We start from the raw sequence: 24,665 nt of genomic DNA on the forward strand, positions 1-24,665 counted from the left end.
CGATGCTAGGCCGATTGCCGGGGGCAGGCAAGCCGCGGGAGCAGCGGTGTCAGGAACTCACGCGGGTCGGCGCGCGCCCAGCGTCACCAGCAGTTCCTGCGCGCTGCGGATGCGTTCGCTGGCGCCGGGCAGGTCGAGGATCACCTTCAGCTTGTCCTGGCCGTCCAGCTTGTACACGCGCGGCTGGCGCTGGATCAGCTGGATGATGGTCATCGGGTTCACCTCGGGCTTCTCGCGGAACACGATGCGGCCGCCGTTCGCGCCGAAGTCGAGCTTGCGGATGCCAAGCGGGGTGGCCAACAGTTTCAGGCTGGCCACGGCGAACAGCTGCTTGGTGGGACCGGGCAGCAGGCCGAAGCGGTCGATCATCTCCACCTGCAGGTCGCGCAGATCGTCCTCGCTGCGTGCGCTGGCGATGCGCTTGTACAAGGTGAGGCGGTGGTGCACGTCGGGCAGGTAGTCGTCGGGGATCAGCGCAGGCAGGTGCAGCTCGACCTCGGTTTCGTGCTCGGAGCTCAGGTCGAAGTCCGGCACCTTGCCCGACTTCAGCGCGCGCACCGCGCGATCAAGCAGCTCGGTGTACAGGCCGAAGCCGATCTCCTGGATCTGACCGGACTGCTCGTCGCCGAGCAGCTCGCCGGCGCCGCGGATTTCCAGGTCATGGGTGGCCAGGGTGAAACCGGCGCCGAGTTCTTCCAGCGAAGCCAGCGCTTCCAGCCGTTTCTGCGCGTCGGCGGTGATCGAGCGGCGGTCGGGCACCACCAGGTATGCATACGCGCGGTGGTGCGAACGCCCGACGCGGCCGCGCAACTGGTGCAGCTGGGCCAGGCCGAAGCGGTCGGCACGGTCGATGATGATGGTGTTGGCGGTGGGGATGTCGATGCCGGTTTCGATAATGGTGGTGCACACCAGCACGTTGAAGCGCTGGCGGTGGAAGTCGGCCATCACGCCTTCCAGTTCGCGTTCGGGCATCTGGCCGTGGGCGATGCGGATACGCGCGTCGGGCACCAGTTCCTCCAGCTCGCGCACGGTGCGTTCGATGCTCTGTACTTCGTTGTGCAGGAAGTACACCTGGCCACCGCGCGACAGCTCGCGCTGCAGTGCCTCGCGGATCGTCGCCGGGTCCCATGCCGAGATGAAGGTGCGCACGGCGGTGCGGTGTGCCGGCGGCGTGGCGATCAGCGAGAGGTCGCGCAGGCCGGCCATCGCCATGTTCAGCGTGCGCGGGATCGGCGTGGCGGTCAGCGTCAGCAGATCGACCTCGGCGCGCAGCTTCTTCAGCCGTTCCTTCTGGCGCACGCCGAAGCGCTGTTCCTCGTCGACGATGACCAGGCCGAGATTCTTGAACTTGACGTCCGGCTGCAGCAGCTTGTGCGTGCCCACGATCACGTCGATCTGGCCATCGGCCAGGCGCTTCAGCGCCTCGTTCACTTCCTTGGTGGACTTGAAGCGCGACAGCACGTCCACGCGCACCGGCCAGTCGGCGAAGCGGTCGGCGAAATTGCGGTAATGCTGCTGGGCGAGCAGGGTGGTCGGCACCAGCACGGCGACCTGCTTGCCGGCGGTGGCGGTGGCGAACGCGGCGCGCAGCGCCACCTCGGTCTTGCCGAAGCCCACGTCGCCGCAGATCACCCGGTCCATCGCGCGCGGCGCGGCCAGATCATTCAGCACCGCCTCGATCGCGCTTTCCTGGTCGGGGGTTTCCTCGAACGGGAAGGTGCTGCCGAACTCTTCGACCAGCTGGCGATCGATCGACAGCGCCTCGCCGCCACGCGCCTGGCGCTGCGCGTAGATCGCCAGCAGTTCGGCGGCGACGTCGCGCACTTTCTCGGCAGCCTTGCGGCGCGCGCGTTCCCACGCGTCGCCGCCCAGCGAATGCAATGGCGCCAGCTCCGGCGCGGTGCCGGAGTAGCGGCTGACCAGGCCAAGCTGCGCCACCGGCACGTACAGCTTGTCGCCCTTGGCGTACTCGATGACGAGGAACTCGCCGTCCATGCCGCCCACGTCCATCGAGACCAGGCCCTGGTAGCGCCCCACACCATGGTCGACGTGCACGATCGGCGCACCGGGGGTGAGCTCGGTGAGGTCGCGGATGATGGCGTCGGGTTCGCGGGCGGTGCCGCGGCGGCGCTTGCGGTCGCGCTCGCTGCGCACCCGCTCGCCGTACAGCTCGCGCTCGGTGAGCACGGTAATCGCGGGCCCGGTCAGGGCGAAGCCCTGTTCCAGGCTCGCGATGGTGATGGCGAAACGTTGTGCTTCTTCAGCAAGGAAGGACGTCCAGCCGTCCACGTTGTCCGGTTTCATCCCGGCACCGGCCAGCGTTTCGATCAGCGCTTCGCGCCGCCCCGCCGAATCCGCGGCGATCAGCACCCGACCTGGATAGCTGGCCAGGAAATGCCGCAGCGAGGTGCCCGGTTCCTCGCCTTTGCGATTCAGCGGCAGCTCCGGCGCCGGCTGGGTGCCGGTGTCGACGGCGTGCTCGTGGCCTGGATCGACCACTTCCACGCGCAGCCGCTTGTTGAGCCGCTCGCGCAACTGTTCCGGCGGCAGATAGAGCTCGGCCGGCGGCAGCACCGGGCGTTCAATGTCGTGTGCACGCTGGTCGTAGCGTTCGGCGGTCTGCGCCCAGAACTGGTCGGCCGCTTCGCTGGCGCCTTCGCCGAGCACGAACAGCGCATCGTCGGCGAGATAGTCGAACAGCGTGGCGGTTTGCTGGAAGAAAAGTGGCAGGTAGTACTCGATGCCGCCGGGCGTGACGCCTTCCTTCATGTCCTGGTACAGCGGGCAGCGGCGCACGTCGATCGGGAAGCGCTCGCGCAGGTTGCCGCGGAACTCCTTCGCCGCTTCGTCGGTGAGCGGAAACTCGCGCGCGGGCAGCAGCTCGACCCGGTCCACCTGTTGCTGCGAGCGCTGGGTTTCCGGGTCGAAGCTGCGGATCGACTCCACTTCGTCGTCGAACAGCTCGATGCGGTACGGCTCGGCCGTACCCATCGGGAAGATGTCGAGCAGTGCGCCGCGCACCGCGAAGTCGCCCGGTTCGGCCACCTGCGGCACGTGGCGGTAGCCGGACGCTTCCAGCCGGCGCTGTTCGCCGGCGAGGTCGAGCTTCTGCCCCTTCGCCAGCACCAGCCCGGCGCCGGTGATGTGCGAGCGCGGCGCGATCCGCTGCATCAGTGTGGCTACCGGTACCACCAGCACGCCGCGCTTCACGTTCGGCAACTGGTACAGCGTGGCGATGCGCTGCGAGACGATCTCCGGGTGCGGGCTGAACGCGTCGTAGGGCAGGGTTTCCCAGTCCGGAAAATGCAGCACCGGCAGGCCGCCGGCGAAGATCTTCAGTTCGGACTCCAGCGCCTGCGCGCGCTGGGTATCGCGCGCCACCACCACCAGCAGGCCCTGATGCGTGCGCGCCGCCTCGGCAAGCAGCAGCGCCCGGCCGGAGCCGTGTGGCGGCGTCCAGTAGCGGCGTTGCTTGGGAGTGGTCGGCAGGGGCGGGTGCTTGATCGGACTGGTCATGGGGACGCATGTTCAAGGCGCCGCCATCAAGCCGCGCCGGGGAAAGCGGGCAAGTGTAACGCGATGGCTCGGACAGGCCCCGCCCGTGGTTTGCGCTCTTACAGCTTCAGCGTGATCTGTGCCGTGCCCGGTTCATCGGGCATCGCCCGCTGCGTGAAGCCCAGTTCCTTGCACAGCTGCAGCATCGGCCGGTTCTCCTGCAGCACGTAGCCCCACAGCTCGGCGAGGCCACGGCGGCGGCAGTCGTCGACCAGCCGCTGCATCAGCAGTGCGCCTAGGCCGAGCCGGCTCCAGTCCTGCTCCACCAGCACCGAGAACTCGGCGCTGTCGGTGGCCTCGTCGACGAAGATCCGGCCCACGCCGCGCATCTCGGCCGGCTTGATGGACTCGTCCATCAGCACATAGGCAGTCTCCAGCGCGGAGTCGATGCGACACAGCCGCTGCGCCATCGGCGCGGGCAGCTCGGACATCGCATGCAGGAAGCGGCGGCGGATGTCCTCCGGCGACAGCCGGGTGAAGCAGCGTTGCATCGCGGCCACGTCGCCCGGCTCGATCGGCCGCAATACCAGCTCGCGGCCGTCCTGGGTACGCACCTGCTCGCCGTGCGACGAAGGCGCCACTTTGGGGCGCGCAAAGCGCTCGCTGCTGCGTGGCGGCAACGAGGCGTAACGGGACGGAGCGGAGAAGTCGATGGCAGGAATCATGGCAGTTCCATACTTTTGCGTATTGTGTGCAATGCAACATGAATTTGCAATGACGAATCCTGTGGTGAGCTGAAACAAGCGTGCACAGCCCTCTCTTTGGCCGGCTGGCCCATGTTGCAGTACGGGGTAACGTGGGTGCGGCAGACAGAGCGTGCGTCACCCCGCACAATGCGAGGCTGGATTTCCACGGAGCACGGCATGACCCGCCAACCGGCAAATGGCCTCACCGCGGCCCAATTGAAAGCGCTGTGCGGCCACTGGCCCGGCGTCACCCGCGATACCAAGTGGGGCGTCGACATGGTGTTCAGCGTCGGCGGCAAGATGTTCGCCGTGATGCCGTCGGATGGCAGTGAAGGCGGCCGGCTGTCGTTCAAGGTGGCCGACGACCGCTTCCTCGAACTCACCGACCAGCCCGGCATCATCCCGGCGCCGTATCTGGCGCGCGCGCACTGGATCTCGATCACCGAACCACAGCGTTTCGCCACCGTGGAATTGGAGACCTTCATCCTCGACGCGTACACGCTGATCCGCGCGAAGCTGACGAAAAAATTGCAGGCGGAGCTGGGGCCGCTGCCGACAGTCAAGGCAAAAAAATGAAACAGCATCTCGGCGCATTGGCGCTGCTGGTCGCCGACTACGACGAGGCGATCGCCTGGTACACCCGCGCGCTCGGTTTCGAGCTGGTCGAAGATACCGACATGGGCGACGGCAAGCGCTGGGTGCTGCTGGCGCCACCCGGCTCCCGCGAAACCCGCTTGCTGCTGGCCAAGGCGAAAGGCGACGAGCAGGCTTCGCGCATCGGCAACCAGACCGGCGGCCGCGTGTTCCTGCTGCTCCACACCGACGACTTCCAGCGCGACTGGCAACGCATGCGCGCCGCCGGCGTGCACTTCCGCGAGGAACCGCGCCACGAGGCCTACGGCACGGTGGCGGTGTTCGAGGATCTGTACGGCAATGGCTGGGACTTGCTGGAACTGAAGCGCGACTGATCCCGCCGGCAAACGTGGGAAACCCCCGTTCGCCCTGAGCGTAGCGCAGCGAAGTCGAAGGGTGCCCGCCACCGCTTGGTTACGAGTCGAATCAAAGGCACGCGCGTGCTGCGGATGAAGGATCTAGTAGCGGGGGCTGGGTTCGAACCTGCGACATGGCGCATTCACCCGGATTACCAGATCAAATCGTCCGGCACCTGAAACTGCTTGTAATACTCATCATCCGCGCCATTGCCATTGCCGGCTTCGCCGCGCCCGTGGTCAAGCACGATCATCGCCGCATCGCGTTCGTACACCTTGTCAGCGGCAACGCGCGGCAGCAGCTCGTAGCCCTGGTCGTGGCGCACGATCACCAGCGTGCCGCTGGCCAACTGCGCGCGCAGCGCCTCGTTCACCAGCAGATCCTTGATCTTGTCGCCGTCCGTGAAGCGGTAGGCGATCTCGCCCTCACGCTTCACCTTGTGCGCCTCGACGATCTGCCGCACCTGCGCACGCGCCTCGTTGGCCCGCACCTGCGCATTGCGCTCGGCGGCCAGCGCGCGATCGCGCTCGGCCTTCTCCGCCTGCAACCGCTGCGCCTCCACCTGCTCGGCACTCGGCGCCGTCGGTCCCTTGCCCTTGTGCTTCTTCACCTGCTCGCGCACGACTTGTGCGGCCTTGGCCTTGTTGACCAGGCCGGCCTTGAGCAGTTGTTCTTGCAGCGGATTGCGCATGGGGATGGACGAGAGATCCGGCTGGATGGGGTGGGGATTGTAGCGTGGGCTCGCGCGTTCAAGCGTTACCGGTCAATCTGCATTGTCCGGCTCGAAGAAGCTCCAGCGCACGTCGCCGAACTCGGCCTTCATGGCCGCCTCGACGGTGTTGATCGCCTCGATCAGATGGTTGTCGCCGACAGTGGGCTGCATGCGTGCCTTCACTGCCACCATCACATCCGGGCCCATCTGCAGGGTAAGCAGGTTGAGCACTTCGGCGACTTCGGGGCGATCGTTGAGGAAGGCCAGCAGTTCCTCGCGGCGGCGCGGTTCGACACCCTGGCCGATCAGCAAGGCCTTCACCTCGATCGCCACCAGCACGGCCACCACGATCAGCAGCACGCCGATCGCGATGGTGCCGGCGGCGTCGAACATCAGGTTGCCGGTGAGCATGGTGGCGCCCACGGCGATCGCGGCCAGGCACAGGCCGATCAGCGCGGCCAGGTCCTCGCCGAAGATCACCAGCAACTCGCTGGAGCGGGTTTCGCGGAACCATGTCCACAGGTCTTGCGTGCCGCGGGCCTTGTTCACTTCCTGCAGGCAGCCGCGCATCGAGATGCCTTCGACGACGATACCGAAAACCAGCACGCCCAGCGCCAACGACGGCCACTTCAACGGTTCGGGATTCGTGAGTTTGTGGACGCCTTCGTAGATCGAGAACATGCCGCCTACGCTGAACAGCAGGATGGCGACCAGGAACGACCAGAAGTACAGCGCGCGGCCCCAGCCCAGCGGGAATTCGTCGGACGGTGGCCGCTTGGCCTGGCGGATGCCGAGCAGCAGCAGGCCCTGGTTGCCGCAGTCGGCCAGCGAGTGCACGGCCTCGGCCATCATCGCGCCGGAACCGGTGACGAAGGCGGCGAACAGCTTGGCCACGAAGATGGCGAAGTTGGCGCCCAGCGCAAGCAGGATGGCCTTGATCGGGTTGGCGGCGTGGCCGGACATGTGCGGTTCCTTCGGCAATGGCCGTGAAGTGTAAGGCACCGCAAGAAATCCCGGCCAGCACCCGTCGGGCCCGTGGCAAGATGCGCGCATGAGACACTGGCACTGACGCATTCGTTCAAGGCGACGGCGCCGCCGCGATGCGTGCCGGCGCTTCCATCCACTCAAGGAGTTCCGCCATGGCATCGCCCGTTTGCCGCAAGGCCACGCCCGTGCTGTTTGTCGAAACGATCGCGCCGAGCCTCGCGTTCTGGCGCGATCGGCTGGGTTTCGCAATCACCGCCGAGGTACCGGGCGAGGACGGTCCGGTGTTCGTGATCCTCGTGGGAAACGGCATCGAGCTGATGCTGCAGACCACCGCTTCGCTGGCGGCCGATCCGCACGCGGCGGGGATGGACTGGCGCGGCGACCGCAGCTGCCTGTTCGTCGAGGTGGACGATATCGACGCGCTGGCCGCGGCGCTGGACGGTTGCGAGATCGTGGCGCCACGCCACGACACGTTCTATGGCGCCACCGAGATCGGCTATCGCGAACCGGGCGGGCACTTCGTGACGTTCGCCCAATTCCAGCGCTGATGCAGCAACCGGCCGGCGCGGCGCCGGCTCGTGGGCAGGATCAGCGGATGCCGACGCCCAGGCCCACGCCGAAGCGGACGTTGTTGCGGCCCTTGTTCATTTCATCGGCGGTCCACACGTGCGACTGCGCCACGCTGACCAGCGGGAATACGTAGTCGGCCTCGCCGACCTTGCCGGCGCGGCTGCCGTTGAGCTTGCCGTTGACCGTCATCAGCGCGCCGGACGGATAGTCCAGCGGTTCCACGTAACCGGGCATCACCGCGATGAAGCGGCCGTTGCCGCTGTCGTTCGCCTTCGGTCGCTGCGAGGAGTCCAGCGGATAGGCCAGCAGTTCGATCTCGCTGTGGTCGCTGAACACCTTGACTTGCACGATGCGCCCGCCCCAGATCACCTCGCTGTTGCTGAAGTTCTCGGGTGATTGCGCCACCTGGAACGGCGCGGCGATGACCGCGGCGCCGGTGGTCTTGTAGATCGGCGCCGGGGCGCAGGCGGCCAGCATCAGCAGTGCGGCCGGCGCGGCGAGGCGGATCAGCAGGAAGGCGGGGCGGGTGCGCATGGTCGTGCTCCTGGAGGAAGCCGGTGGATGTGCCGAGCTTAGCGGCGACCCGGCGGCCGCGGTAGTCGCGAAGCGGGCAACGGGCTGGGCGTGTTCAGCTGGCTGCCGGCTTCGTCCAGCAGCCAGTCCAGTTTCCATTCGGCCGGGCGATCCTGCGCCAGCAGGCTGGCCAACACGCGCAGCGGTTCGCGCAAGGTGTCGTCGAGGTTCCAGGGTGCATTGAGGATCACCATGCCCGAGCCGTTGAGGCGCAGCGGCGAATCGTCCGGATGCACCAGCAGTTCGGCACGCAGGATGCGCTTCACCCCGCTGTGCTGCAGACGGCGCAGGAACGGCTGCACCTGGCTGCGCAGCTTGATCGGATACCACACCGCATAGACGCCGGTGGGCCAGCGCAGCAAGGCCGACTTCAGCGCCTGCTCGATCAGCTTGTACTCGGCGTCCTGCGCCTCGTACGGCGGGTCGATCAGCACCAGGCCGCGCTTTTCCTTCGGCGGCAGCAGCGCCTTCAGCGCCTCGTAGCCGTCGCGCTGATGCACGTGCACCTGCGGGTTGCCGCGGAACAGCTCGCGGAGTTTGGCCGCTTCCTCGGTGTGCAGTTCGCACAACTGGGCGCTGTCGTCCGGGCGCAGCAGGCGGGCGACCTGCAGCGGCGAGCCGGGATAGTGCTTCAGGCCCTGCTCGTTGTCGGCGCTCTTGAGGATGCTGGCGCGCCAGCGCTGCAGCAGCGGCGGTACCTTCTCGGCCGGATGCAGGCGCGCGATGCCGTCCTTGTGCTCGCCGGTCTTGCGCGCCTCGAAGCCGTCCAGCGGATAGTTGCCGCTGCCGGCGTGGGTGTCGATGTAGCAGAACGGCGTGGGTTTGGCCTGCATCGCCTCGATCAGCGCGAGCAGCACGGTGTGTTTCAGGACATCGGCGAAATTGCCGGCGTGATAGGCGTGGCGGTAATTCATGGCGGTCACGGCGGGCGGGGTGGCCCAGTATAGAGGCCGGCGGCGTACCCCCCCCGCGCCGTCACATAAACCTTTCCTGCACATCGACCGGTGCAGGCTCCGCCTGTTGCAACGTTGCAACCGGCCCGGCATGCGGCTGCGGCCGTCCATTTGCGCGGAGAATTATCATGACTTTCTCGCCGAAAATCATCGTTTCGACGGCCGCTTTCGGCCTTTGCCTGGCGTTCGGTACGGTCAGTGCCCAGGACAGCGGAGGCATGGCGCCGGCGTCGTCGTCGAGCAGCATGGGCCAGATGGGCGGCATGCATCACAACAAGATGATGCGCCACAACAAGAACGGCAGCATGCACATGATGCCGGCCACTGTGAGCTCGGTGGATACCAAGACTGGCGTCGTCGAGGCGGACGCCGAAGGCATGTCGCTGCGCCTGCACTTCCCGCCGGCGTCGGTGGCGAACCTGAAGGCCGGCGACAAGATCACGCTGCACATGGGCTATAGCCAGTAATTCGTCGGGGCGATGGACGAACCGTGGCGGCCACCCGTCACGAAGCTGATGGACCCCCGTCCAGAGTTGAGGTTCGCCGGTACGGACTTTATGCTGTGCCGGTGAACCGCTCGCTACGCCATGTCGCACGCTTGCCATCCTTCCGGGCGATGGCCTGGTTGGCGTGGCTGATCCTTGCGATGGCGCCCGTGCATGGCATGCCCGGCGGCATGATGGGCGACCCGCATCAGGGCATGCCCGTGTCATCCATTGCCCATCCTGCCGATCATGACCAGCGTGCCATGGCGGCCCAGTCCGATTGCTGCGGCGACCAGGGCTCTGGCCTGCATGGTTCGATGGGAGCCGCTCACTGTGCGGCGATGTGCGGCAGCGTCTTGCCGGCGGTTGCCATGACCGAACTTGTCCCGGTGGCCCCGACGCGTTTGCGCATCGCTTGGCGCTTCGCACCCGCACCCAGTGTCATTCACGCACCGCCGCTGCGACCGCCGGCAGGCTGATTCCCGTTCACTGCGACAGCGCCGTTCGCGCTGGCCCTCGGGCCCGCGTGGAAGGCGACCCGTGATCGGCATCGAGTGCCGATGCCTCCCCGAAGGAGACAAGCGTGAATCCATTTTCCCCGTCGCCCGCGACCGATCTGTCGCGGCGACGTTTCGTGCAGGGCCTGGCCCTGGGTGGTGCGGTGGCTGGCCTTGGCCTGCTGCGGCCTTCGAACGCCTGGGCGCTGACCAGCCCCGGCCAACCAACGGCATTGAGCGGCACCGATTTCGCGCTGGACATCGTCGAGACCGCCGTCAATTTCACCGGCGCGGCGCGGCTGGCGACCACCGTCAACGGCAGCGTGCCCGGCCCGCTGCTGCGCTGGAGGCAGGGCACCACGGTGAACCTGCGCGTGACCAACCGCTTGCGCGTGCCCACCTCGGTCCACTGGCACGGCATCATCCTGCCGTTCCGGATGGATGGCGTGCCCGGCCTCAGTTTCGACGGCATCGCGCCGGGCGACAGCTTTCTCTACCAGTTCCAGGTGCGCCAGAGCGGCACCTACTGGTATCACTCGCACTCGGGGTTCCAGGAACAGAACGCGTTGTACGGCCCGCTGGTGATCGAACCGGCTGGCCCCGACCGCTATCCCACGGATCGCGATTACGTGGTGATGCTCAACGACTGGACCGACGAAGATCCCGAGCGCATCTACGCCAAGCTCAAGAAACAGAGCGACTACTACAACTTCGCCCAGCCGACCGTGCCGGATTTCTTCCGCGACGTGCGCGAGAAGGGACTGGGTCAGGCGCTGGCGATGCGCAGGATGTGGAACGAGATGCGCATGAACCCGACCGACCTGGGCGACGTCTCCGGCTACACCTATACCTACCTGATGAACGGCGCGGCGCCGGCCGGCAACTGGACCGGCATCTTCAAGCCCGGCGAGAAGATCCGGCTGCGCTTCATCAACGGTTCGTCGTCGACCATCTTCGACGTGCGCATTCCCGGCCTGAAGATGACGGTGATCGCCGCCGACGGCCAGGACGTGCAGCCGGTGCCGGTCGACGAGTTCCGCATCTCGGCGGCCGAAACCTACGACGTCATCGTCGAGCCGCAGGACGAGCGTGCGTACACGCTGTTCGCCCAGTCGATTGACCGCAGCGGCTATGCGCGCGGCACGCTGGCACCGCGGCAGGGCATGTCCGCCGAAGTGCCGGCGCTGGACCAGCGCCTGTGGCTGGGCATGCAGGACATGATGGGCGCGATGTCGCATGCGGACCACGGCGGCGGCCATGCAGCGATGCCCGGCATGGATCATGCCGGCATGGATCACGGCAACATGGCCGGCATGGCGGCCGCACCCGCGCCGGCCGTGCGCCACGCCCGTACCGAATACGGCCCCGGCGTGGACATGCATGTCGACATGCCGCGCACCAATCTCGACGATCCGGGCATCGGCCTGCGCGACAACGGCCGCCGCGTGCTGACCTACGCCGACCTGCACACCATCGGCGGGCCGATCGACGCGCGCGAACCCGGCCGCGAGATCGAGCTGCACCTGACCGGCAACATGGAGCGCTTCATGTGGTCGTTCGACGGCATCAAGTTCTCCGATGCCAAGCCGGTGCATTTCAACACCGGCGAGCGCCTGCGCATCGTGCTGGTCAACGACACCATGATGAACCACCCGATCCATCTGCACGGCATGTGGAGCGAGCTGGAGAATCCGGACGGCCAGTTCCAGGTGCGCAAGCACACCATCAACGTGCAGCCGGCCCAGCGCATCACCTATGCAGTAACGGCCGACGCACCGGGCCGCTGGGCTTACCACTGCCATCTGCTGTATCACATGGAGGCGGGCATGTTCCGCGAGGTGGTGGTGTCATGAAGATGCATTGTCGCGACATCTCGATCGTTCCACCTCGTTCGGCGTTGCTGGCTGCGCTGCTGCTGGCGTTGCCGCTGACGGCAATGGCGCAGAGCGCTCCGGCCTCGTCGAGCAGTACGGCGCCGGTGGCCATGGGTGCCATGCCGGGCATGGATCACGGCACGATGCCTGAGATGGATCACGGCGCCATGGCCGAGATGGATCACGGCCCGATGCACGGCGTGGATCACCAGACGATGCCGGGCATGAACCACGGCGCGGCGCATGGCACGGATTCGACACCGGGCATGACGATGGGGCCGATGCAGGGCGGCCGCGCGCCGGCGGATGCACGCAGCGGGGATTATTCCGACGGCATCGCCGCCAGCCCCGCACGTGGGCTGCACATGCATGGCGGCGCACCGGCCGGCATGCTGCTGATCGATCAACTGGAGGCGTTCCACGGCCGCGATGCCAACGGCCAGAGCTGGGAAATCCAGGGCTGGTACGGCAACGACAGCGACAAGCTGTGGCTGCGCAGCGAGGGCGAACGCAGCCGCGGCAAGCTCGAAGACGGCAACGTGGAGGCGTTCTGGAATCGCAACGTCGCCACGTTCTGGAGCACGCAACTGGGCGTGCGCCACGACTTCGGCGAAGGCCCGGCGCGCAGTTGGGCCGCGTTCGGCGTGCAGGGCCTGGCACCGTATTGGTTCGAACTGGAGGCGACCGGTTATGCCGGCGCCGGCGGTCGCACGGCGGCACGCCTGCGCGCGGAATACGAGTTGCTGTTCACCCAGCGGCTGATCCTGCAGCCGGAAGCGGAGATCAACCTGTACGGCAAAAACGATCCGCAGCGACGCATCGGCCGCGGCATCTCCGATGTACAGTTCGGCCTGCGCCTGCGCTACGAGATTCGCCGTCAGTTCGCTCCGTATGTCGGAGTGAACTGGGTACGCCGCGTCGGCAGCAGCGCCGACTACGCACGGCAGGATAGCCAACCCGTGCTCGACCGGCAGATCGTTGCCGGCGTGCGCATCTGGTTCTGAGGAGAACGCAGCATGAAACAGCAGATCAAGCAGCACGGCATCACCGTCGCCATCGTCCTGGGCGTTCTTGCCGTCGGCGCGGGCGTGTTCGTGTACTCCGGCCTCTACGACATGGGTGCCGACGCCCCCCACACCAAACCCGTCTTCGCTGTCATGCAGGCCATGCGCGAGCGTTCGATCGAGGTGCACTCGAAAGACATCCAGGTGCCCGACCTCAACGACGAGCAGCTGATCCTCAAGGGTGCCGGCCAGTACGCGGCAATGTGCACCGAGTGTCATCTGAAGCCCGGCGGGAAGGATTCCGAAATCCGCCCGGGCCTGTACCCGCAGCCGCCGAACCTGTCGCAGGTGCGGGTCGCGCCGAAGGAGGCGTTCTGGGTGATCAAGCACGGCATCAAGATGAGCGCGATGCCGGCGTGGGGACTCAGCCACGACGATCCCACCATCTGGAGCATGGTCGCCTTCCTGCAGAAGCTGCCCGACATGACGCCGGCGCAATACAAGGACATGGTGGCGAAGGCTCCGCCGGATGAAGACATGGACATGGATGACGAGGGTGGCCACAGCCATGGCGGGGCCGCCGACGAGGACGCGCATGACGCGACCGTGGCGAAGGGCATGGACATGGCCGGTGAAGCGGGGCACAGCCAGGCGGCGACTGCCGCGAATGGTGATGCTCACGAACACGCCGCCGGCGCTGCGGCGATCGAGGCGCCGCTGTCGATGGAGGGAATGAAGCCGAACGCGGCACCCGCGGCCGAAGCCGTGGCGCGGGCGTTCCAGGCGGCGTTGCAGCGCGGCGATCGCGCGGCCGTGCTCGCGTTGCTGGCGCCCGATGCCAGCATCAGCGAAGGCGGCCAGGTGGAGTCGCGCGAGGCGTATGCCGGCGGTCACCTGGGCGAGGACATCGCCTTCCTGAAAACCGCGCGGATCACGCCGGTTTCGCTGGGCTCGATGCCGATGGGCGACACCGCGATGGTCGGCAGCGAGAGCGACATGCAGACCACGGTCAAGGGCAAGCCGGCCACGCTGCGCAGCCGCGAAATGCTCAACCTCAGAAAAGACGGCGCCAGCTGGAAGATCGTGTCCATCCAGTGGCAAACCACCCCCATGCCAGAAAAATGACCAGGAGAATGACGATGAAACGATGGCTTTCCCGCATGGGCATCAGCCTGCTGTTTGCCGCGCTGTTCGCGCCGGTGGCGATGGCGGCGAATGCGTTCGATGTGTACAGCGATCCATCCTGCGGCTGCTGTGGCGCGTGGGTGGACTACATGCGTGCGCAGGGCTACACCGTCACCGTGCATCAGGATCAGCCGATGGCGGCGGTAAAGGCGCGGCTCGGCGTGCCGCCTGGCGCCATGTCCTGCCATACCGCGCTGATCGACGGCTACGTGATCGAGGGGCACGTGCCGGTGGAGGACATCCGCCGCCTGCTCGCCGAGCGACCGAACGCGCGCGGCCTGGCCGCGCCCGGCATGCCGATGGGTTCGCCCGGCATGGAGATGGGTGCGCCCGAACGCTATGACGTGGTGTTGATCGGCCGCGACGGCTCGACCCGGGTCTTTGCCACCCACGGCCCGGGAGTGTGAGCAACGCTGGCGCGTCATTGGCGTCGCTGCTTGTTTGACCCGCGTCAATGACGCACTCGACCCGCCTGCATTACATTGGCCACGGCATGAAGCGCGCATTCCACATCCGTCCGCGTACCCGCCGCCGCCTTGCATGGCTGGTGGCCTTGCTGCTGTTGTGGCAACAGGTGGCGGTGGCCGCGTATGCCTGCGCCATCGTGCCGGCATCGCCTGCCGCGGTGGTGGCGCAGGCGGAGGCATCTTCGATGACAGCGATGGGCGACGGTTGCGCGGAAATGCCGGCTCCGGTCGCCCCGATCTGCCAGCAGCACTGCCAACCCGATCACGCCACCCAGGTCGACGTCCGCACCGCCTCGGTGCCGCTCAACGTGCTGACTGCGCTGCCGCCGGTGTTGTTGTCCGTGGCGGTCGTGACGTTGCCGTCGGGCCGCACCCTGACGCGGCGCGACCGTTTGCGTGCGCCGCCACCCACACCCAGATTGTTGTACTGCGCACTCCTGATTTGATCTGACCCGTCGCGGTATCCACCGACGTGGCGTCGTGCCCGCTTTGGCAAGACGCAAATGCAGATCGACGGAGTGTTCACCCATGTTGTCCATTCATTTCGCCCGGCACCTGATGGTGGCGGGCCTGGCTCTGCTCCCGTGGGCGGCGGTGCATGCCGCCGAATCGCCGCTGACCCTGGAGAAGGCGGTTCGGCAAGGTCTGGCGCGCGCGCCGCAACTTGAAGCGCGCGCCGCCGACATCGCGGCCACGCGCGAGGAGGCGGCGCGTGCCGGCCAGCTGCCGGACCCCACGCTGACGTTCGGGCTTGCCAACTACCCGGTCACCAGCCCGGGCGCTTTCAGCCTGCGTTCGGACGAGATGACCGCGCGTACGGTCGGTGTGATGCAGGCCATTCCGTCGCGCACCGCGCGTCGCGCAGAGCGTGCCTTGGCCGGCGCGCGGATCGATGCGGCACAGGCCGATCGCGTGGCCACCGCGCAGAGCGTGCGCGAGCGCATCGCCGATGCCTGGATCGACGTGTGGGCAGTCGAGCAGCAGCGTGCGTTGCTGCTCGACTTGCACGACGAGGCGGCGTTGGCCGTGCGGGTCACGCAGGCCCGTTTGCGCGGTGGCGAGGGCAGTGCGGTCGATGCGCTGGCGGCCCGGGCCGAGATCGCCACGCTGGACAATCGGCTGGAAGCGGTCGAGGCCGATCTGGCGGCTGCGCAAGCGGGCCTGCAGCGCTGGCTGGGGACGCCGCCCGGCGCGCTTGCCGCGACGCAGGATTTCAGCCGGTTGCCGGTGGAAGCCGATCGCCTGGTTTCCAGCATCGACCGGCAGGCGCCGCTGCAGGCGTGGGCCGCGCGCGAACAGGTGGCGCAAGCGGCGCTCGATCAGGCGCGTGCGGCCAGGCAGCCGGACTGGAGCGTGAGCGCCAGCTATGGCAAGCGCGCATCGGGCTTGTCGGACATGGTGATGCTGGAGGTGGGCGTCAGCCTGCCGCTATTCACCCGCAACCGGCAGGATCGCAGCATCAGCGCCCGGCAGGCGCAATGGGACGCGGTGCAGGCCGATCACGAGGACGCGCGCCGCGCCCAGCGCGAAGCGGTGACGCGGGCGGTGGCTACCTGGCAAGGCTGGGGGCGGCAGATCGCGCGCTACCAACAGACTCTGCTGCCGCTGGCGCGTGACCGTGCGCAAACCGCGCTGGCCGGCTACCGCGGTGGCGGCTCGCTGCAGCCGTGGCTGGATGCCCGCCGCGCCGAGATCGAACTGCGCCTGAGCTATGCCGATGCGTTGGCTGCACGCGCTCGGTTGTGGGCTTCGCTTGCCTATCTGCTGCCTTCGGAGGTGACGCCATGAAGCGTCCGTTGGTCATCTTTTTCGTCGTAGTCGCGGCGGCCGCATTGCTCGTCGCCGGCTATCTCGGCGGTCGTCACCGGGCCACCACCGCGCCAGCATCGGCGCATTCGTCGACGAATGCGCCGGACACGGCTGGCAAGGTGCTGTACTGGTACGACCCGATGGTGCCGGAGCAGCACTTCGACAAGCCAGGCCTGTCGCCGATGGGCATGGAAATGGTGCCCAGATATGCCGACGCCAATGCGGCCGGGGAGGTCGTGCGGATCGATCCGGCTACCGTGCAGAACCTGGGCGTGCGCACTGCATCAGTTGAGCGCCGCGTCCTGTCGACCGCGCTGCGTGTGCCCGGCACGGTGGCGTGGAATCCACGCGAAGCCGTCACGATCAGCGCCCGCGTCGATGCGGTGATCAGCAAGCTGCGGGTGCGTGCGCCGTACACGCAGGTGACGGCGGGCGAGCCGCTGGCCGAACTGCTGGCGCCGCAGTGGAGCAGCGCGCTGGCCGAGTACGACGCGCTGCAGGGCGCACAGTCGGCCGACGCGAAGGCCTTGCGCGGCGCCGCGCGCGAGCGCCTGCAGGTACTCGGCCTGACCTCCGCGGATATCCGCACAGCACGCCACGGTGCGGGCGCGGCGGTCACGCTGCATGCACCGCAGGCCGGCGTGGTCAGCACGCTGGAAGTGCGGGAAGGCCAGCGGGTCAGTGCCGGGCAGACGCTGATGACGTTGAACGGCTTGACCACGGTCTGGGTCGAGGCGGCGTTGCCGCAGGCGCTCGCCGGCGCGGTGCATGCGGGCACGCCGGCCACGGTCAGCGTCGACGCGCTGCCGGGCCAGGAGTTTCATGGCAGTGTGGAGACGCTATTGCCGGATATCGACAGTACCGCGCGCACCCAGCGCGCGCGCATCGTGCTGACCAACCCGAATGGGCGGCTGAGTCCGGGCATGTTCGTCACCGTGCAACTGCAGCCGGCCGATGGCGAGGCAGTGCCGGTGGTGCCGGACGAGGCGCTGATCGCGACCGGCCAGCAGACGCGGGTGATCGTGGCGGAAACGGACGGCCATTTCCGTCCGCTCGCCGTGCGCACCGGCCGCTCGGCCGGTGGCTACACGGAGATTCTGGATGGCATGCGCGGCGGCGAGAAGGTCGTCGTGTCCGGCCAGTTCCTGATCGATTCGGAGGCCAGCCTGTCCGGCGCGTTGCAACGCATGGGCGATGGCCAGGCTGTGCCCGCGCCGGCTACCAGCGCAGCGAACCATGCCATGTTGTCCCACCCGATGCCGACGGGAGACAAGCGATGATCGCTGCGCTGATTCGTGCCGCGATCGCGAACCGCGTGGCCGTGTTGCTGGCCGCGCTGGTGCTGGCCGCGGTCGGCGTGTTCTCGGTCATGCGCACGCCGCTGGACGCCTTGCCGGACCTGTCCGATACCCAGGTGATCATCCGCACCAGTTGGGCTGGGCAATCGCCGCAGGTGGTCGAGGATCAGGTCACCTATCCACTGGCCACCACCATGCTGTCGGTGCCCGGCGCCCGGACGGTGCGCGCGTATTCGTTCTTTGGCGACTCCTACGTCTATGTGCTGTTCGACGACAGCACCGATCTGTACTGGGCCCGCTCGCGTGTGCTGGAGTACCTGAGCCAGGTGCGCGATCAGTTGCCGGCCGGGGTCAACCCATCGCTGGGTCCCGACGCCACCGGCCTGGGCTGGGTCTACGAATACGCACTGGTCGATCGCAGCGGCGGGCACGACCTCGGCCAGTTGCGTGCGCTGCAGGACTGGTTCCTGCGCTACCAGCTGAAGACCGTGCCGGACGTCGCCGAGGTGGCCAGCCTCGGCGGCATGGAACGCGCCTGGCAGATCGTGCCGAACCCGCAGGCGCTGGCCGCGCGCGGCATCACCGTGGCGCAATTGGTGGACGCGGTGCGCGCGGCCAACGGTGCCGGTGGTGGCTCGGTGATCGAGCAGGGCGAGGCGGAGTTGATGGTGCGCAGCGAAGGCTACCTGCGCAGCCGGGCGGACTTCGAGAGCGTGCCGATCACCACCCCTGCTGCCGGTGTGCCGGTGCTGTTGCGCGAGGTCGCCACGGTGCGGCGCGGGCCGAGCTTCCGGCGCGGCATCGCCGAACTGGATGGCCAGGGCGAAGTGGCCGGTGGCATCGTCGTGCTGCGCTCGGGCAAGAACGCGAAGGCCGCGATCGTGGCGGTCAAGGCGAAGCTCGCCGAGCTCAAGCGCAGCCTGCCGGCCGGCGTCGAGATCGTGCCGACCTACGACCGCGCGCAGCTGATCGATGCGGCAGTGAGCAACCTGTGGGGCAAGTTGCTGGAAGAATTCCTGGTGGTCGCGCTGGTGTGCGTGCTGTTCCTGGGCCATCTGCGTTCGGCGCTGGTGGCGGTGGTCAGCCTGCCGCTGGGCGTACTCGTCGCGTTCATCGCGCTGCACCTGCAGGGCGTGACGGCGAACCTGATGTCGCTCGGCGGCATCGCGATCGCGATCGGCGCGATGGTCGATGCGGCGGTGGTGATGATCGAGAACGCGCACAAGCATCTGGAACACTGGCGCGACGCGCATGACGGCAAGGAGCCGCAAGGCAGGGCGCGCTGGTCGCTGATCGCCGACGCGGCGGCGGAGGTCGGCCCGGCGCTGTTTGTCAGCCTGCTGATCATCGCGCTGTCCTTCATCCCGGTGTTTGCGCTGCAGGGGCAGGAGGGCAAGCTGTTCAAGCCGCTGGCGTTCACCAAGACCTACGCGATGGCCGCGGCGGCCGGGCTGGCGGTGACGCTGGTGCCGGTGCTGATGGGTTACCTGATCCGCGGACGCATCCGCCCGGAACACGCCAACCCGCTCAACCGCGGCCTGATCGCGCTGTACCGGCCGATCCTGGAAGCGGTGCTGCGCCATCCGAAGGCGACCTTGGCGCTGGCCGGGCTGTTGCTGCTCACCGCGCTGCTGCCGCTGAGCCGGCTCGGCAGCGAATTCATGCCGGCGATGGACGAAGGCACGCTGCTGTATATGCCGACCGCGTTGCCCGGGCTGTCCTCGGGCAAGGCCGCGCAACTGCTGCAGCTCACCGACCGCATGATCAAGACCGTGCCGGAAGTCGATCATGTATTCGGCAAGGCCGGTCGTGCCGACACGGCCACCGATCCGGCGCCGCTGGAAATGTTCGAAACCACGATCACGTTCAAGCCGAAGGAGCAGTGGCGACCGGGCATGACGATGGACAAGATCAAGGCGGAGCTGGACAAGGCGGTGCACGTACCGGGCCTGACCAACCTGTTCGTGCCGCCGCTGCGCAACCGCATCGACATGCTGGCTACCGGCATCAAGAGCCCGATCGGCATCAAGGTGCTCGGCGCCAACATCGACAGCTTGCAGGCAGTGGCGGACCGGATCGAGGCGGTGGCGCGCGGCGTACCCGGGGTGAGCACGGCGATTGCCGAGCGGGCTGCCAACGGGCGTTATGTCGACGTGCGCATCCGGCGTGCCGATGCCGCACGCTACAGTCTGAGCCAGCAGCAAGTGCAGCAGTTGATTGCAACGGTGGTCGGGGGCGAACCGATCGATCAGGTCGTCGAGGGTCGCGAGCGCTACCCGATCGTGTTGCGCTATCCGCGGGCGGCGCGCGATTCGCTGGCCGCGCTGGCGCAGCTGCCGATCGTCGCGGCAAACGGCGCGCAGCTGACGCTGGGGCAGGTGGCCGATATCCAGGTGGTGGCCGGGCCGCCGATGCTGAAAAGCGAAAACGGCCAGCTGGCGACTTACGTCTACGTCGATACCGCCGGCCGCGACCTCGGTGCGGTGGTGGCGGATCTGCAGCGCGCGGTGACGCAGCAGGTCCGGTTGCCGCCGGGTGTCACCGTGGCGTGGTCGGGCCAGTTTGAATACCTGGCGCAGGCGATGCAGCGGCTGACCCTGGTGGTGCCGGTCGTGCTGCTCATCGTCTTCGTGCTGATCTACGCAGTGTTTCGTCGGGTGAGCGAGGCGGCGCTGATCATGGCCAGCGTGCCGCTGGCGCTGGTCGGCGGGCTCTGGCTGATCTGGCTGCTGGGCCATGCGGTGTCGGTGGCGACGATGATCGGCTTCATCGCGCTGGCAGGGGTCGCCGCCGAATTCGGCGTGGTGATGATGCTGTACCTGCGCCATGCGTGGGACCGCCAACTGGCAGCCGATCCGCGCTCGGGCGTGGCCGAGCTGGATGAGGCGATCCGCGAAGGCGCGGTGCAGCGCGTGCGGCCGAAGGCGATGACCGTCGCGGTGATCCTCGCCGGCCTGCTGCCGATCCTGCTCGGCCACGGTGCCGGTTCCGAAGTCATGCAGCGCATCGCCGCGCCGATGATAGGCGGCATGCTCACCGCGCCGCTGCTGTCCATGCTGGTCATCCCCGCCGCGTTCCGCCTGCTGGTGCTGCGTCGGCTGCGTCGGGCCGGCCCGGCGAACGAGTCGGCGCAACCGGAGTAGGGTGAAGAGCCATGACGATCGAACTCATCCTGCGCAGCACGCTGACCTGTCCGCATTGCGGCCACCAGGCCACCGAGACCATGCCGACCGACGCCTGCCAGTTTTTCTACGACTGTCCCGGCTGCGGCGAATTGTTGCAGCCCAAACCGGGCGACTGTTGCGTGTTCTGTTCCTGGGGCAGCGTGCCGTGCCCGCCGATCCAGCAGCAGAAGTCGTGCTGCGGTTAGCGGTCCGTCGGCAGCGGGTGCGAGGCGAGGGGCGCCAACAGGGACCTGGTGCAGTGGCGGCCGCGCAGGAGGCTTTCCCTCAGGCGGCGTCGGCGGACGTCCGCCGGAACAGGGCGTAAAGGAAGGGTTGGGTGGTGCCGAACGGGGTTGCGTGAAACTCCAGCGTGCTATCGATCAGCGTGAAGCCGTCGCCGAGCGCGCGGGTGAGTCCCTCGACATCGTAGCGAATCGTGTCCAGCCCGCTGCACTTCAGCGGGCCCTGCGGACCGAACGTGGCCAGTACCGCGTGGCCGCCTGGCTTCAGGGCGCGGGTCAGCTGTCGCAGGTAGTGCGCGCGCTGCTCCGCCTGGGTCAGGAAATGGAACACGGCGCGATCGTGCCACAGGTCGTAGCGCGCCTGCGGCAGTGGCGTATCGAGCAGGTCGGTCGCCATCCAGGTCACCGCGTTTGCCGTCTCGCCCAGGCGTTCACGGGCGACATTCAAGGCCGCCGCGGAAATGTCGAGCACGCTGAGGTCGCGGTAGCCGCGCGCAAGCAGGTCGTCGACCAGGGTCGACGCGCCGCCGCCCACGTCGAGCACGGCGGCGTTGCGGTCGGGTGCGGCGCGCTCGATCAGTGCCAGCGAAGTATCCAGATGCGGGCGGTACCAGCTGACTGCATCCGCTGCCTTGGTCCGGTACACCGTTTCCCAGTGCTGCTGCTCGTCGGTCATGGGCTGCTCCGCGGGAAGGTTGGCGACGGTGGATCAGTCGACCATGCTGTGGCTTTCGGCGGTGCCGAGCAGTTCGGGCTGCCTGGTGGTACGTGCCCGCCGGTTGAGCAGCGGATGCATGAACACCGCGGCGAGAATCACCGCCACGCCGGCGTAGAACCAGCCGTCCAGCTCATGCTGCTCGCCCAGCAGCACGATCGCCAGCATGATCGCGTAAACCGGCTCCAGGTTGGTCACCATCTGCGTGCCGAACGCGCTCATGTGGCGCAGCGCCACCAGCGCCAGCGCGAACGGCAGCAGGGTACAGCCGAACGACAGCGCCAGCAGCAACAGCGCATCGTGCGTGCCCGGCAGCATGAACGCAGGGCCGACGTGCGGAATGAACGGCGCGAGCAGGGTGAGGAAGACGGTGCCGGTGCCCAGTTCGATGAAGGTCACCGTGAGCGGGTCGCCGTGCTCGACCAGGCGCTTGTTGAGCGAGCCGAAGAACGCCACGAACAGCGCCGACAGCACGCCCACCGCGATGCCCAGGCGCATGTCGTGCGGTACGCCGCCCACCACCATCAGCACGCCCGGCACCACCGCCACGCCGATCAGCAGCTCGCGCGGATCGAACCGGCGCTTGGCGATCCACGGCTCGATGAAGGCCAGGAACACCGGCCCCAGCGCGATGCAGGTGGCGCCGACCGAGGCGTTCGACAGCTTGATCGCCGCATAGAAAGTCAGCCAGTGCAGCGATACCAGCACGCCGATGCCGGCATACGCCCAGATCAGCCGTGCCGGCATCGCGCGCAAGCCACGCCAGACCCGTGGGATCAGCAGCAGCGCCACCACCACCAGCAACATGCGCCACCACACCAGCGGCAGCGCCGGCAGCGTGATCAGCTTGCCGAGAATCGCGGTGAAGCCCCACAGCAATACGCAGAAATGAATCTGCAGACGGGCCTGGTTGACGGGTTGCATGGGGAATTCGCGGGGAAGAGGAGTGCCGGCATTCTAGCGCCGGCCATCGTGTGCGACGTGCCCGGTGCCTATTTCTTCACCGCCGGCTTGCCCGCCGGCATCATCTTGCCGGAGCTGCGCAGCTGCTGCAGCACGGTGCGGCAAGTGTTGTCGCCGGCGTCGCCGTGGCTGGGCGCGACCAGGGCGAGCAAGGCGGCGACCGGGGCAGCCACCACGCCCAGCGCGATGGCGCCGGCGCCGCGCGCCAGCAGCGGGCCGGCCTGCACGCCGACGTTCGGGTTCTTCAGCGTGCCACGGACGTACAGCGGCGAGCGCAACGAGAATACGCGGAAACCCTTGGTGTGCGGTTTCACGTCAAGGTCGAGTTTCTCGCTGGCCAGGTTCACCGTGCCGGTGACGTCGATCATGGCGTCGTCGGTGTCGAACACGAACAGGCGCATGTCGAACAGGCCGTTGCGGGCGACCATGTTGGTGGCCGCGCAGTTGATCCGCACCGTCTTGTCGCCGAACAGCTTGCCGATGATGATGTTGCCCACGTTGAGGCCGGCGGTTTCCAGCAGGGTCTTGCTGATCGCGCCGTCGTTCATCAGCAGCTTCAGTTCGCCGTTCGCGCTGCCGAGCAGGGCGGCGATGGAATTGCCTTGCGCATCGAGCGCGGCGTCGCCGTTGATCTCGCCGAAGCTGGTGCGCATCGGCTCGAAAGTCGGGAACAGCTGCTTGAGCTTGAGATGGCGCGCGTCGAGCTTGAGCACGCCGCGCATCGGTGCCTGGTTGCTGTCGAGGGTGATGTTGCTGCGCACGGTGCCGCCGGCCAAGCCGAAGCTCAGCGGGTCCAGGTGCAGGGCGCCGTTGTCCAGGACCAGATGGGTGCTGGGCGAGTCGATCGGCAGTGCCGCGCTGCGCACGATGCGCGCGCCGGTGAAATTCACGTCCGCATCCATCGCCTTCCAGCGGTCGGTACGGAACGGTTCGACCGGCAGCAGCTTGTCGGCGGGTTGCGGCGTGGCGTCGCCGCGCTGCGTTTTCTCGGTGTTGGAATCGGCGCCGATCAGCGGGGCCAGGTCGGCGAATTGCAGCAGCTTCGAATGCACGTCGCCGCTCAACTTGGGGCGCTTGCCGCCGGTGACGAACACCAGGTTGCCGGCCAGGTCGCTGCCGCCGACGCGGCCGCGGAAGTCCTGGTAGCTGTAGTGGCTGCCGCTGCGACGCAGTTCCGCCTTCAGGTGACCTTCGGTGGCGTACGGCGGAGTGTCGGGCAGGGTGATGCCGGTGATCGGATACAGCTTGGCCATGCTGGAGCCGGAGAGCCACAGGCGTACGTCGAGTGCACCCAGGTGCAGCGGATCGGTCAGCGTGCCGACCAGGGCGATGTGACTGTCGCCGATGTGCACGTCAGCCTGCAGCGGGAACGGCGTGGTCGTGTCCTGCAATGCCAGCGCGGCGCCGGTTCGGCCTTTGCCCGTGAGCGGGCTGCCCTGGTAGCTGCCTTCGGCGGTCCAGCCGAACTGATAGGTCGTCGATGCGGTAGCCTGACCGATCCGGGCTGATTTGGCGTCGCTGCCGGCTATGGCCTTCTCCGCCGCGGCGCCGACCGTCTTGCCGGCCTGCTCGCGCGCGTCGCTGGATTGCCGGGCCACGATCTGGTCGTACGGAATCGCCGCCTGCAGCGGTTCCACCACCAGCTTGAGCTTCGCGCGCCTGGCCGCATCGTCGAGCGTGAGCAGCCCCTGGTCGAAACCGATCGTGCCCAGCTGCAGCTTCCAGGCGGAAGGTGCCGCGTTTTCCGGCGGCGCGAAATCCCAGCTGGCGCGCCCCGATTTGTCGCGCTCGAGGTCGGCCGTGGGGCGCACCAGTTGCAGCGTGGGCACGTCGATGCGGTGCGCCAGCAGCGGCAATAGCGACAGCCGAAAACGCAACGCGTCGAGATGGGCGAACCGCGGCTGGGCCGCCCATTCGGGGTTGGCGATGCTGATGT

The 24,665-nt window shown here is 67.6% G+C and carries 24 protein-coding genes; 14 read left to right on the forward strand and 10 right to left on the reverse strand.

Annotated elements, in window-relative coordinates:
- Nucleotides 1-57 precede the first annotated feature (57 nt).
- Nucleotides 58-3,516 (reverse strand): transcription-repair coupling factor, encoded by a 3,459-nt coding sequence (gene mfd, locus ABD024_RS06150; RefSeq protein ID WP_343850713.1) that lies wholly within the window; start codon nt 3,514-3,516, stop codon nt 58-60.
- A gap of 98 nt (nt 3,517-3,614) precedes the next feature.
- Nucleotides 3,615-4,220 carry a GNAT family N-acetyltransferase gene (locus ABD024_RS06155; protein ID WP_343850715.1) on the reverse strand — a complete coding sequence of 202 codons (606 nt, stop codon included), beginning with the start codon at nt 4,218-4,220 and terminating at the stop codon, nt 3,615-3,617.
- Nucleotides 4,221-4,418: 198 nt separating this feature from the next.
- Here ABD024_RS06155 and ABD024_RS06160 point away from each other — a divergent pair, with 198 nt between their 5' ends.
- Entirely contained in the window at nt 4,419-4,817 is a 399-nt protein-coding gene (locus ABD024_RS06160; protein WP_343850717.1) for an MmcQ/YjbR family DNA-binding protein, read from the forward strand.
- The gene (locus ABD024_RS06165) at nt 4,814-5,209 is read left to right on the forward strand and encodes a VOC family protein (protein WP_343850719.1); all 396 of its coding nucleotides are present in this window, start codon (nt 4,814-4,816) and stop codon (nt 5,207-5,209) included. Before ABD024_RS06160 ends, ABD024_RS06165 begins: the two co-directional genes overlap by 4 nt.
- A 173-nt stretch (nt 5,210-5,382) precedes the next feature.
- Here the strand turns inward: ABD024_RS06165 and ABD024_RS06170 are convergent, their stop codons facing one another.
- Nucleotides 5,383-5,922: a DUF2058 domain-containing protein gene (locus tag ABD024_RS06170; protein ID WP_343850721.1), complete on the reverse strand. Its 540-nt coding sequence runs from the start codon at nt 5,920-5,922 to the stop codon at nt 5,383-5,385.
- 72 nt (nt 5,923-5,994) lie between these two features.
- Complete coding sequence (locus ABD024_RS06175) at nt 5,995-6,906, reverse strand: cation diffusion facilitator family transporter (RefSeq protein WP_343850723.1); 912 nt, start codon at nt 6,904-6,906, stop codon at nt 5,995-5,997.
- A gap of 176 nt (nt 6,907-7,082) precedes the next feature.
- Here ABD024_RS06175 and ABD024_RS06180 point away from each other — a divergent pair, with 176 nt between their 5' ends.
- Nucleotides 7,083-7,478, forward strand: a complete 396-nt coding sequence (locus tag ABD024_RS06180) for a VOC family protein (protein WP_343850725.1) — start codon at nt 7,083-7,085, stop codon at nt 7,476-7,478.
- Between the two features lie 40 nt (nt 7,479-7,518).
- Here the strand turns inward: ABD024_RS06180 and ABD024_RS06185 are convergent, their stop codons facing one another.
- From ABD024_RS06185 to ABD024_RS06195, 3 genes are all read right to left on the reverse strand, one after another.
- Entirely contained in the window at nt 7,519-8,034 is a 516-nt protein-coding gene (locus ABD024_RS06185; RefSeq protein ID WP_343850727.1) for a Slp family lipoprotein, read from the reverse strand.
- Nucleotides 8,035-8,072: 38 nt separating this feature from the next.
- Nucleotides 8,073-8,987 (reverse strand): 23S rRNA (adenine(2030)-N(6))-methyltransferase RlmJ, encoded by a 915-nt coding sequence (locus tag ABD024_RS06190; protein WP_343850729.1) that lies wholly within the window; start codon nt 8,985-8,987, stop codon nt 8,073-8,075.
- Between the two features lie 61 nt (nt 8,988-9,048).
- Nucleotides 9,049-9,273, reverse strand: coding sequence for a hypothetical protein (locus ABD024_RS06195; protein ID WP_343850731.1), 225 nt, complete (start codon nt 9,271-9,273; stop codon nt 9,049-9,051).
- Nucleotides 9,274-9,289: 16 nt separating this feature from the next.
- Between ABD024_RS06195 and ABD024_RS06200 the strand changes: the two genes are divergently transcribed.
- From ABD024_RS06200 to ABD024_RS06250, 11 genes are all read left to right on the forward strand, one after another.
- A complete protein-coding gene (locus ABD024_RS06200) occupies nt 9,290-9,493 on the forward strand; it encodes a hypothetical protein (RefSeq protein ID WP_343850733.1) in 204 nt (67 codons plus the stop codon).
- 149 nt (nt 9,494-9,642) lie between these two features.
- Nucleotides 9,643-9,990, forward strand: a complete 348-nt coding sequence (locus ABD024_RS06205) for a hypothetical protein (RefSeq protein WP_343854524.1) — start codon at nt 9,643-9,645, stop codon at nt 9,988-9,990.
- Nucleotides 9,991-10,094: 104 nt separating this feature from the next.
- Nucleotides 10,095-11,861 carry a copper resistance system multicopper oxidase gene (locus ABD024_RS06210; RefSeq protein ID WP_343850735.1) on the forward strand — a complete coding sequence of 589 codons (1,767 nt, stop codon included), beginning with the start codon at nt 10,095-10,097 and terminating at the stop codon, nt 11,859-11,861.
- Complete coding sequence (locus ABD024_RS06215) at nt 11,858-12,886, forward strand: copper resistance protein B (protein WP_343850737.1); 1,029 nt, start codon at nt 11,858-11,860, stop codon at nt 12,884-12,886. The genes ABD024_RS06210 and ABD024_RS06215 overlap by 4 nt, the downstream gene beginning before the upstream one ends.
- Before the next feature lie 12 nt (nt 12,887-12,898).
- Entirely contained in the window at nt 12,899-14,011 is a 1,113-nt protein-coding gene (locus ABD024_RS06220; RefSeq protein WP_343850740.1) for a c-type cytochrome, read from the forward strand.
- A gap of 14 nt (nt 14,012-14,025) precedes the next feature.
- Nucleotides 14,026-14,478, forward strand: coding sequence for a DUF411 domain-containing protein (locus ABD024_RS06225; RefSeq protein WP_343850741.1), 453 nt, complete (start codon nt 14,026-14,028; stop codon nt 14,476-14,478).
- Between the two features lie 47 nt (nt 14,479-14,525).
- Complete coding sequence (locus tag ABD024_RS06230; protein WP_343850742.1) at nt 14,526-14,984, forward strand: hypothetical protein; 459 nt, start codon at nt 14,526-14,528, stop codon at nt 14,982-14,984.
- Nucleotides 14,985-15,066: 82 nt separating this feature from the next.
- Nucleotides 15,067-16,326 (forward strand): TolC family protein, encoded by a 1,260-nt coding sequence (locus ABD024_RS06235; protein ID WP_343850744.1) that lies wholly within the window; start codon nt 15,067-15,069, stop codon nt 16,324-16,326.
- Entirely contained in the window at nt 16,323-17,627 is a 1,305-nt protein-coding gene (locus ABD024_RS06240) for an efflux RND transporter periplasmic adaptor subunit (protein WP_343850746.1), read from the forward strand. The genes ABD024_RS06235 and ABD024_RS06240 overlap by 4 nt, the downstream gene beginning before the upstream one ends.
- Nucleotides 17,624-20,788 (forward strand): efflux RND transporter permease subunit, encoded by a 3,165-nt coding sequence (locus tag ABD024_RS06245; RefSeq protein ID WP_343850748.1) that lies wholly within the window; start codon nt 17,624-17,626, stop codon nt 20,786-20,788. Before ABD024_RS06240 ends, ABD024_RS06245 begins: the two co-directional genes overlap by 4 nt.
- Nucleotides 20,789-20,799: 11 nt before the next feature.
- Nucleotides 20,800-21,015 (forward strand): GDCCVxC domain-containing (seleno)protein, encoded by a 216-nt coding sequence (locus tag ABD024_RS06250; protein WP_343850750.1) that lies wholly within the window; start codon nt 20,800-20,802, stop codon nt 21,013-21,015.
- Nucleotides 21,016-21,094: 79 nt separating this feature from the next.
- On the opposite strand, the gene ABD024_RS06255 is transcribed toward ABD024_RS06250, so the two are convergent.
- The 3 genes from ABD024_RS06255 to ABD024_RS06265 all read right to left on the reverse strand — a co-directional run.
- The gene (locus tag ABD024_RS06255) at nt 21,095-21,727 is read right to left on the reverse strand and encodes a class I SAM-dependent methyltransferase (RefSeq protein WP_343850752.1); all 633 of its coding nucleotides are present in this window, start codon (nt 21,725-21,727) and stop codon (nt 21,095-21,097) included.
- A gap of 33 nt (nt 21,728-21,760) precedes the next feature.
- A complete protein-coding gene (locus ABD024_RS06260) occupies nt 21,761-22,690 on the reverse strand; it encodes a DMT family transporter (protein ID WP_343850754.1) in 930 nt (309 codons plus the stop codon).
- 68 nt (nt 22,691-22,758) lie between these two features.
- On the reverse strand, nt 22,759-24,665 hold a 1,907-nt coding region (locus ABD024_RS06265), incomplete at its 5' end, for an AsmA family protein (RefSeq protein ID WP_343850756.1).

Origin of the sequence: Rhodanobacter soli (assembly GCF_039523495.1) — a bacterium.
Taxonomy (GTDB): domain Bacteria; phylum Pseudomonadota; class Gammaproteobacteria; order Xanthomonadales; family Rhodanobacteraceae; genus Rhodanobacter; species Rhodanobacter soli.

Excerpts from the sequence above, each read along its gene's own strand:
- ABD024_RS06155 (WP_343850715.1), bottom strand. The coding sequence starts at position 4,220 with ATGATTCCTGCCATCGACTTCTCCGCTCCGTCCCGTTACGCCTCGTTG.
- ABD024_RS06230 (WP_343850742.1), top strand. The coding sequence starts at position 14,526 with ATGACGCACTCGACCCGCCTGCATTACATTGGCCACGGCATGAAGCGC.
- ABD024_RS06255 (WP_343850752.1), bottom strand. The coding sequence starts at position 21,727 with ATGACCGACGAGCAGCAGCACTGGGAAACGGTGTACCGGACCAAGGCA.
- ABD024_RS06260 (WP_343850754.1), bottom strand. The coding sequence starts at position 22,690 with ATGCAACCCGTCAACCAGGCCCGTCTGCAGATTCATTTCTGCGTATTG.
- ABD024_RS06240 (WP_343850746.1), top strand. The coding sequence starts at position 16,323 with ATGAAGCGTCCGTTGGTCATCTTTTTCGTCGTAGTCGCGGCGGCCGCA.
- ABD024_RS06200 (WP_343850733.1), top strand. The coding sequence starts at position 9,290 with ATGCATCACAACAAGATGATGCGCCACAACAAGAACGGCAGCATGCAC.
- ABD024_RS06235 (WP_343850744.1), top strand. The coding sequence starts at position 15,067 with ATGTTGTCCATTCATTTCGCCCGGCACCTGATGGTGGCGGGCCTGGCT.
- ABD024_RS06185 (WP_343850727.1), bottom strand. The coding sequence starts at position 8,034 with ATGCGCACCCGCCCCGCCTTCCTGCTGATCCGCCTCGCCGCGCCGGCC.
- ABD024_RS06165 (WP_343850719.1), top strand. The coding sequence starts at position 4,814 with ATGAAACAGCATCTCGGCGCATTGGCGCTGCTGGTCGCCGACTACGAC.
- ABD024_RS06190 (WP_343850729.1), bottom strand. The coding sequence starts at position 8,987 with ATGAATTACCGCCACGCCTATCACGCCGGCAATTTCGCCGATGTCCTG.
- ABD024_RS06180 (WP_343850725.1), top strand. The coding sequence starts at position 7,083 with ATGGCATCGCCCGTTTGCCGCAAGGCCACGCCCGTGCTGTTTGTCGAA.
- ABD024_RS06195 (WP_343850731.1), bottom strand. The coding sequence starts at position 9,273 with ATGCTGCTCGACGACGACGCCGGCGCCATGCCTCCGCTGTCCTGGGCA.
- ABD024_RS06160 (WP_343850717.1), top strand. The coding sequence starts at position 4,419 with ATGACCCGCCAACCGGCAAATGGCCTCACCGCGGCCCAATTGAAAGCG.
- ABD024_RS06170 (WP_343850721.1), bottom strand. The coding sequence starts at position 5,922 with ATGCGCAATCCGCTGCAAGAACAACTGCTCAAGGCCGGCCTGGTCAAC.
- ABD024_RS06175 (WP_343850723.1), bottom strand. The coding sequence starts at position 6,906 with ATGTCCGGCCACGCCGCCAACCCGATCAAGGCCATCCTGCTTGCGCTG.
- ABD024_RS06220 (WP_343850740.1), top strand. The coding sequence starts at position 12,899 with ATGAAACAGCAGATCAAGCAGCACGGCATCACCGTCGCCATCGTCCTG.
- ABD024_RS06215 (WP_343850737.1), top strand. The coding sequence starts at position 11,858 with ATGAAGATGCATTGTCGCGACATCTCGATCGTTCCACCTCGTTCGGCG.
- ABD024_RS06245 (WP_343850748.1), top strand. The coding sequence starts at position 17,624 with ATGATCGCTGCGCTGATTCGTGCCGCGATCGCGAACCGCGTGGCCGTG.
- mfd (WP_343850713.1), bottom strand. The coding sequence starts at position 3,516 with ATGACCAGTCCGATCAAGCACCCGCCCCTGCCGACCACTCCCAAGCAA.
- ABD024_RS06205 (WP_343854524.1), top strand. The coding sequence starts at position 9,643 with ATGGCCTGGTTGGCGTGGCTGATCCTTGCGATGGCGCCCGTGCATGGC.
- ABD024_RS06250 (WP_343850750.1), top strand. The coding sequence starts at position 20,800 with ATGACGATCGAACTCATCCTGCGCAGCACGCTGACCTGTCCGCATTGC.
- ABD024_RS06225 (WP_343850741.1), top strand. The coding sequence starts at position 14,026 with ATGAAACGATGGCTTTCCCGCATGGGCATCAGCCTGCTGTTTGCCGCG.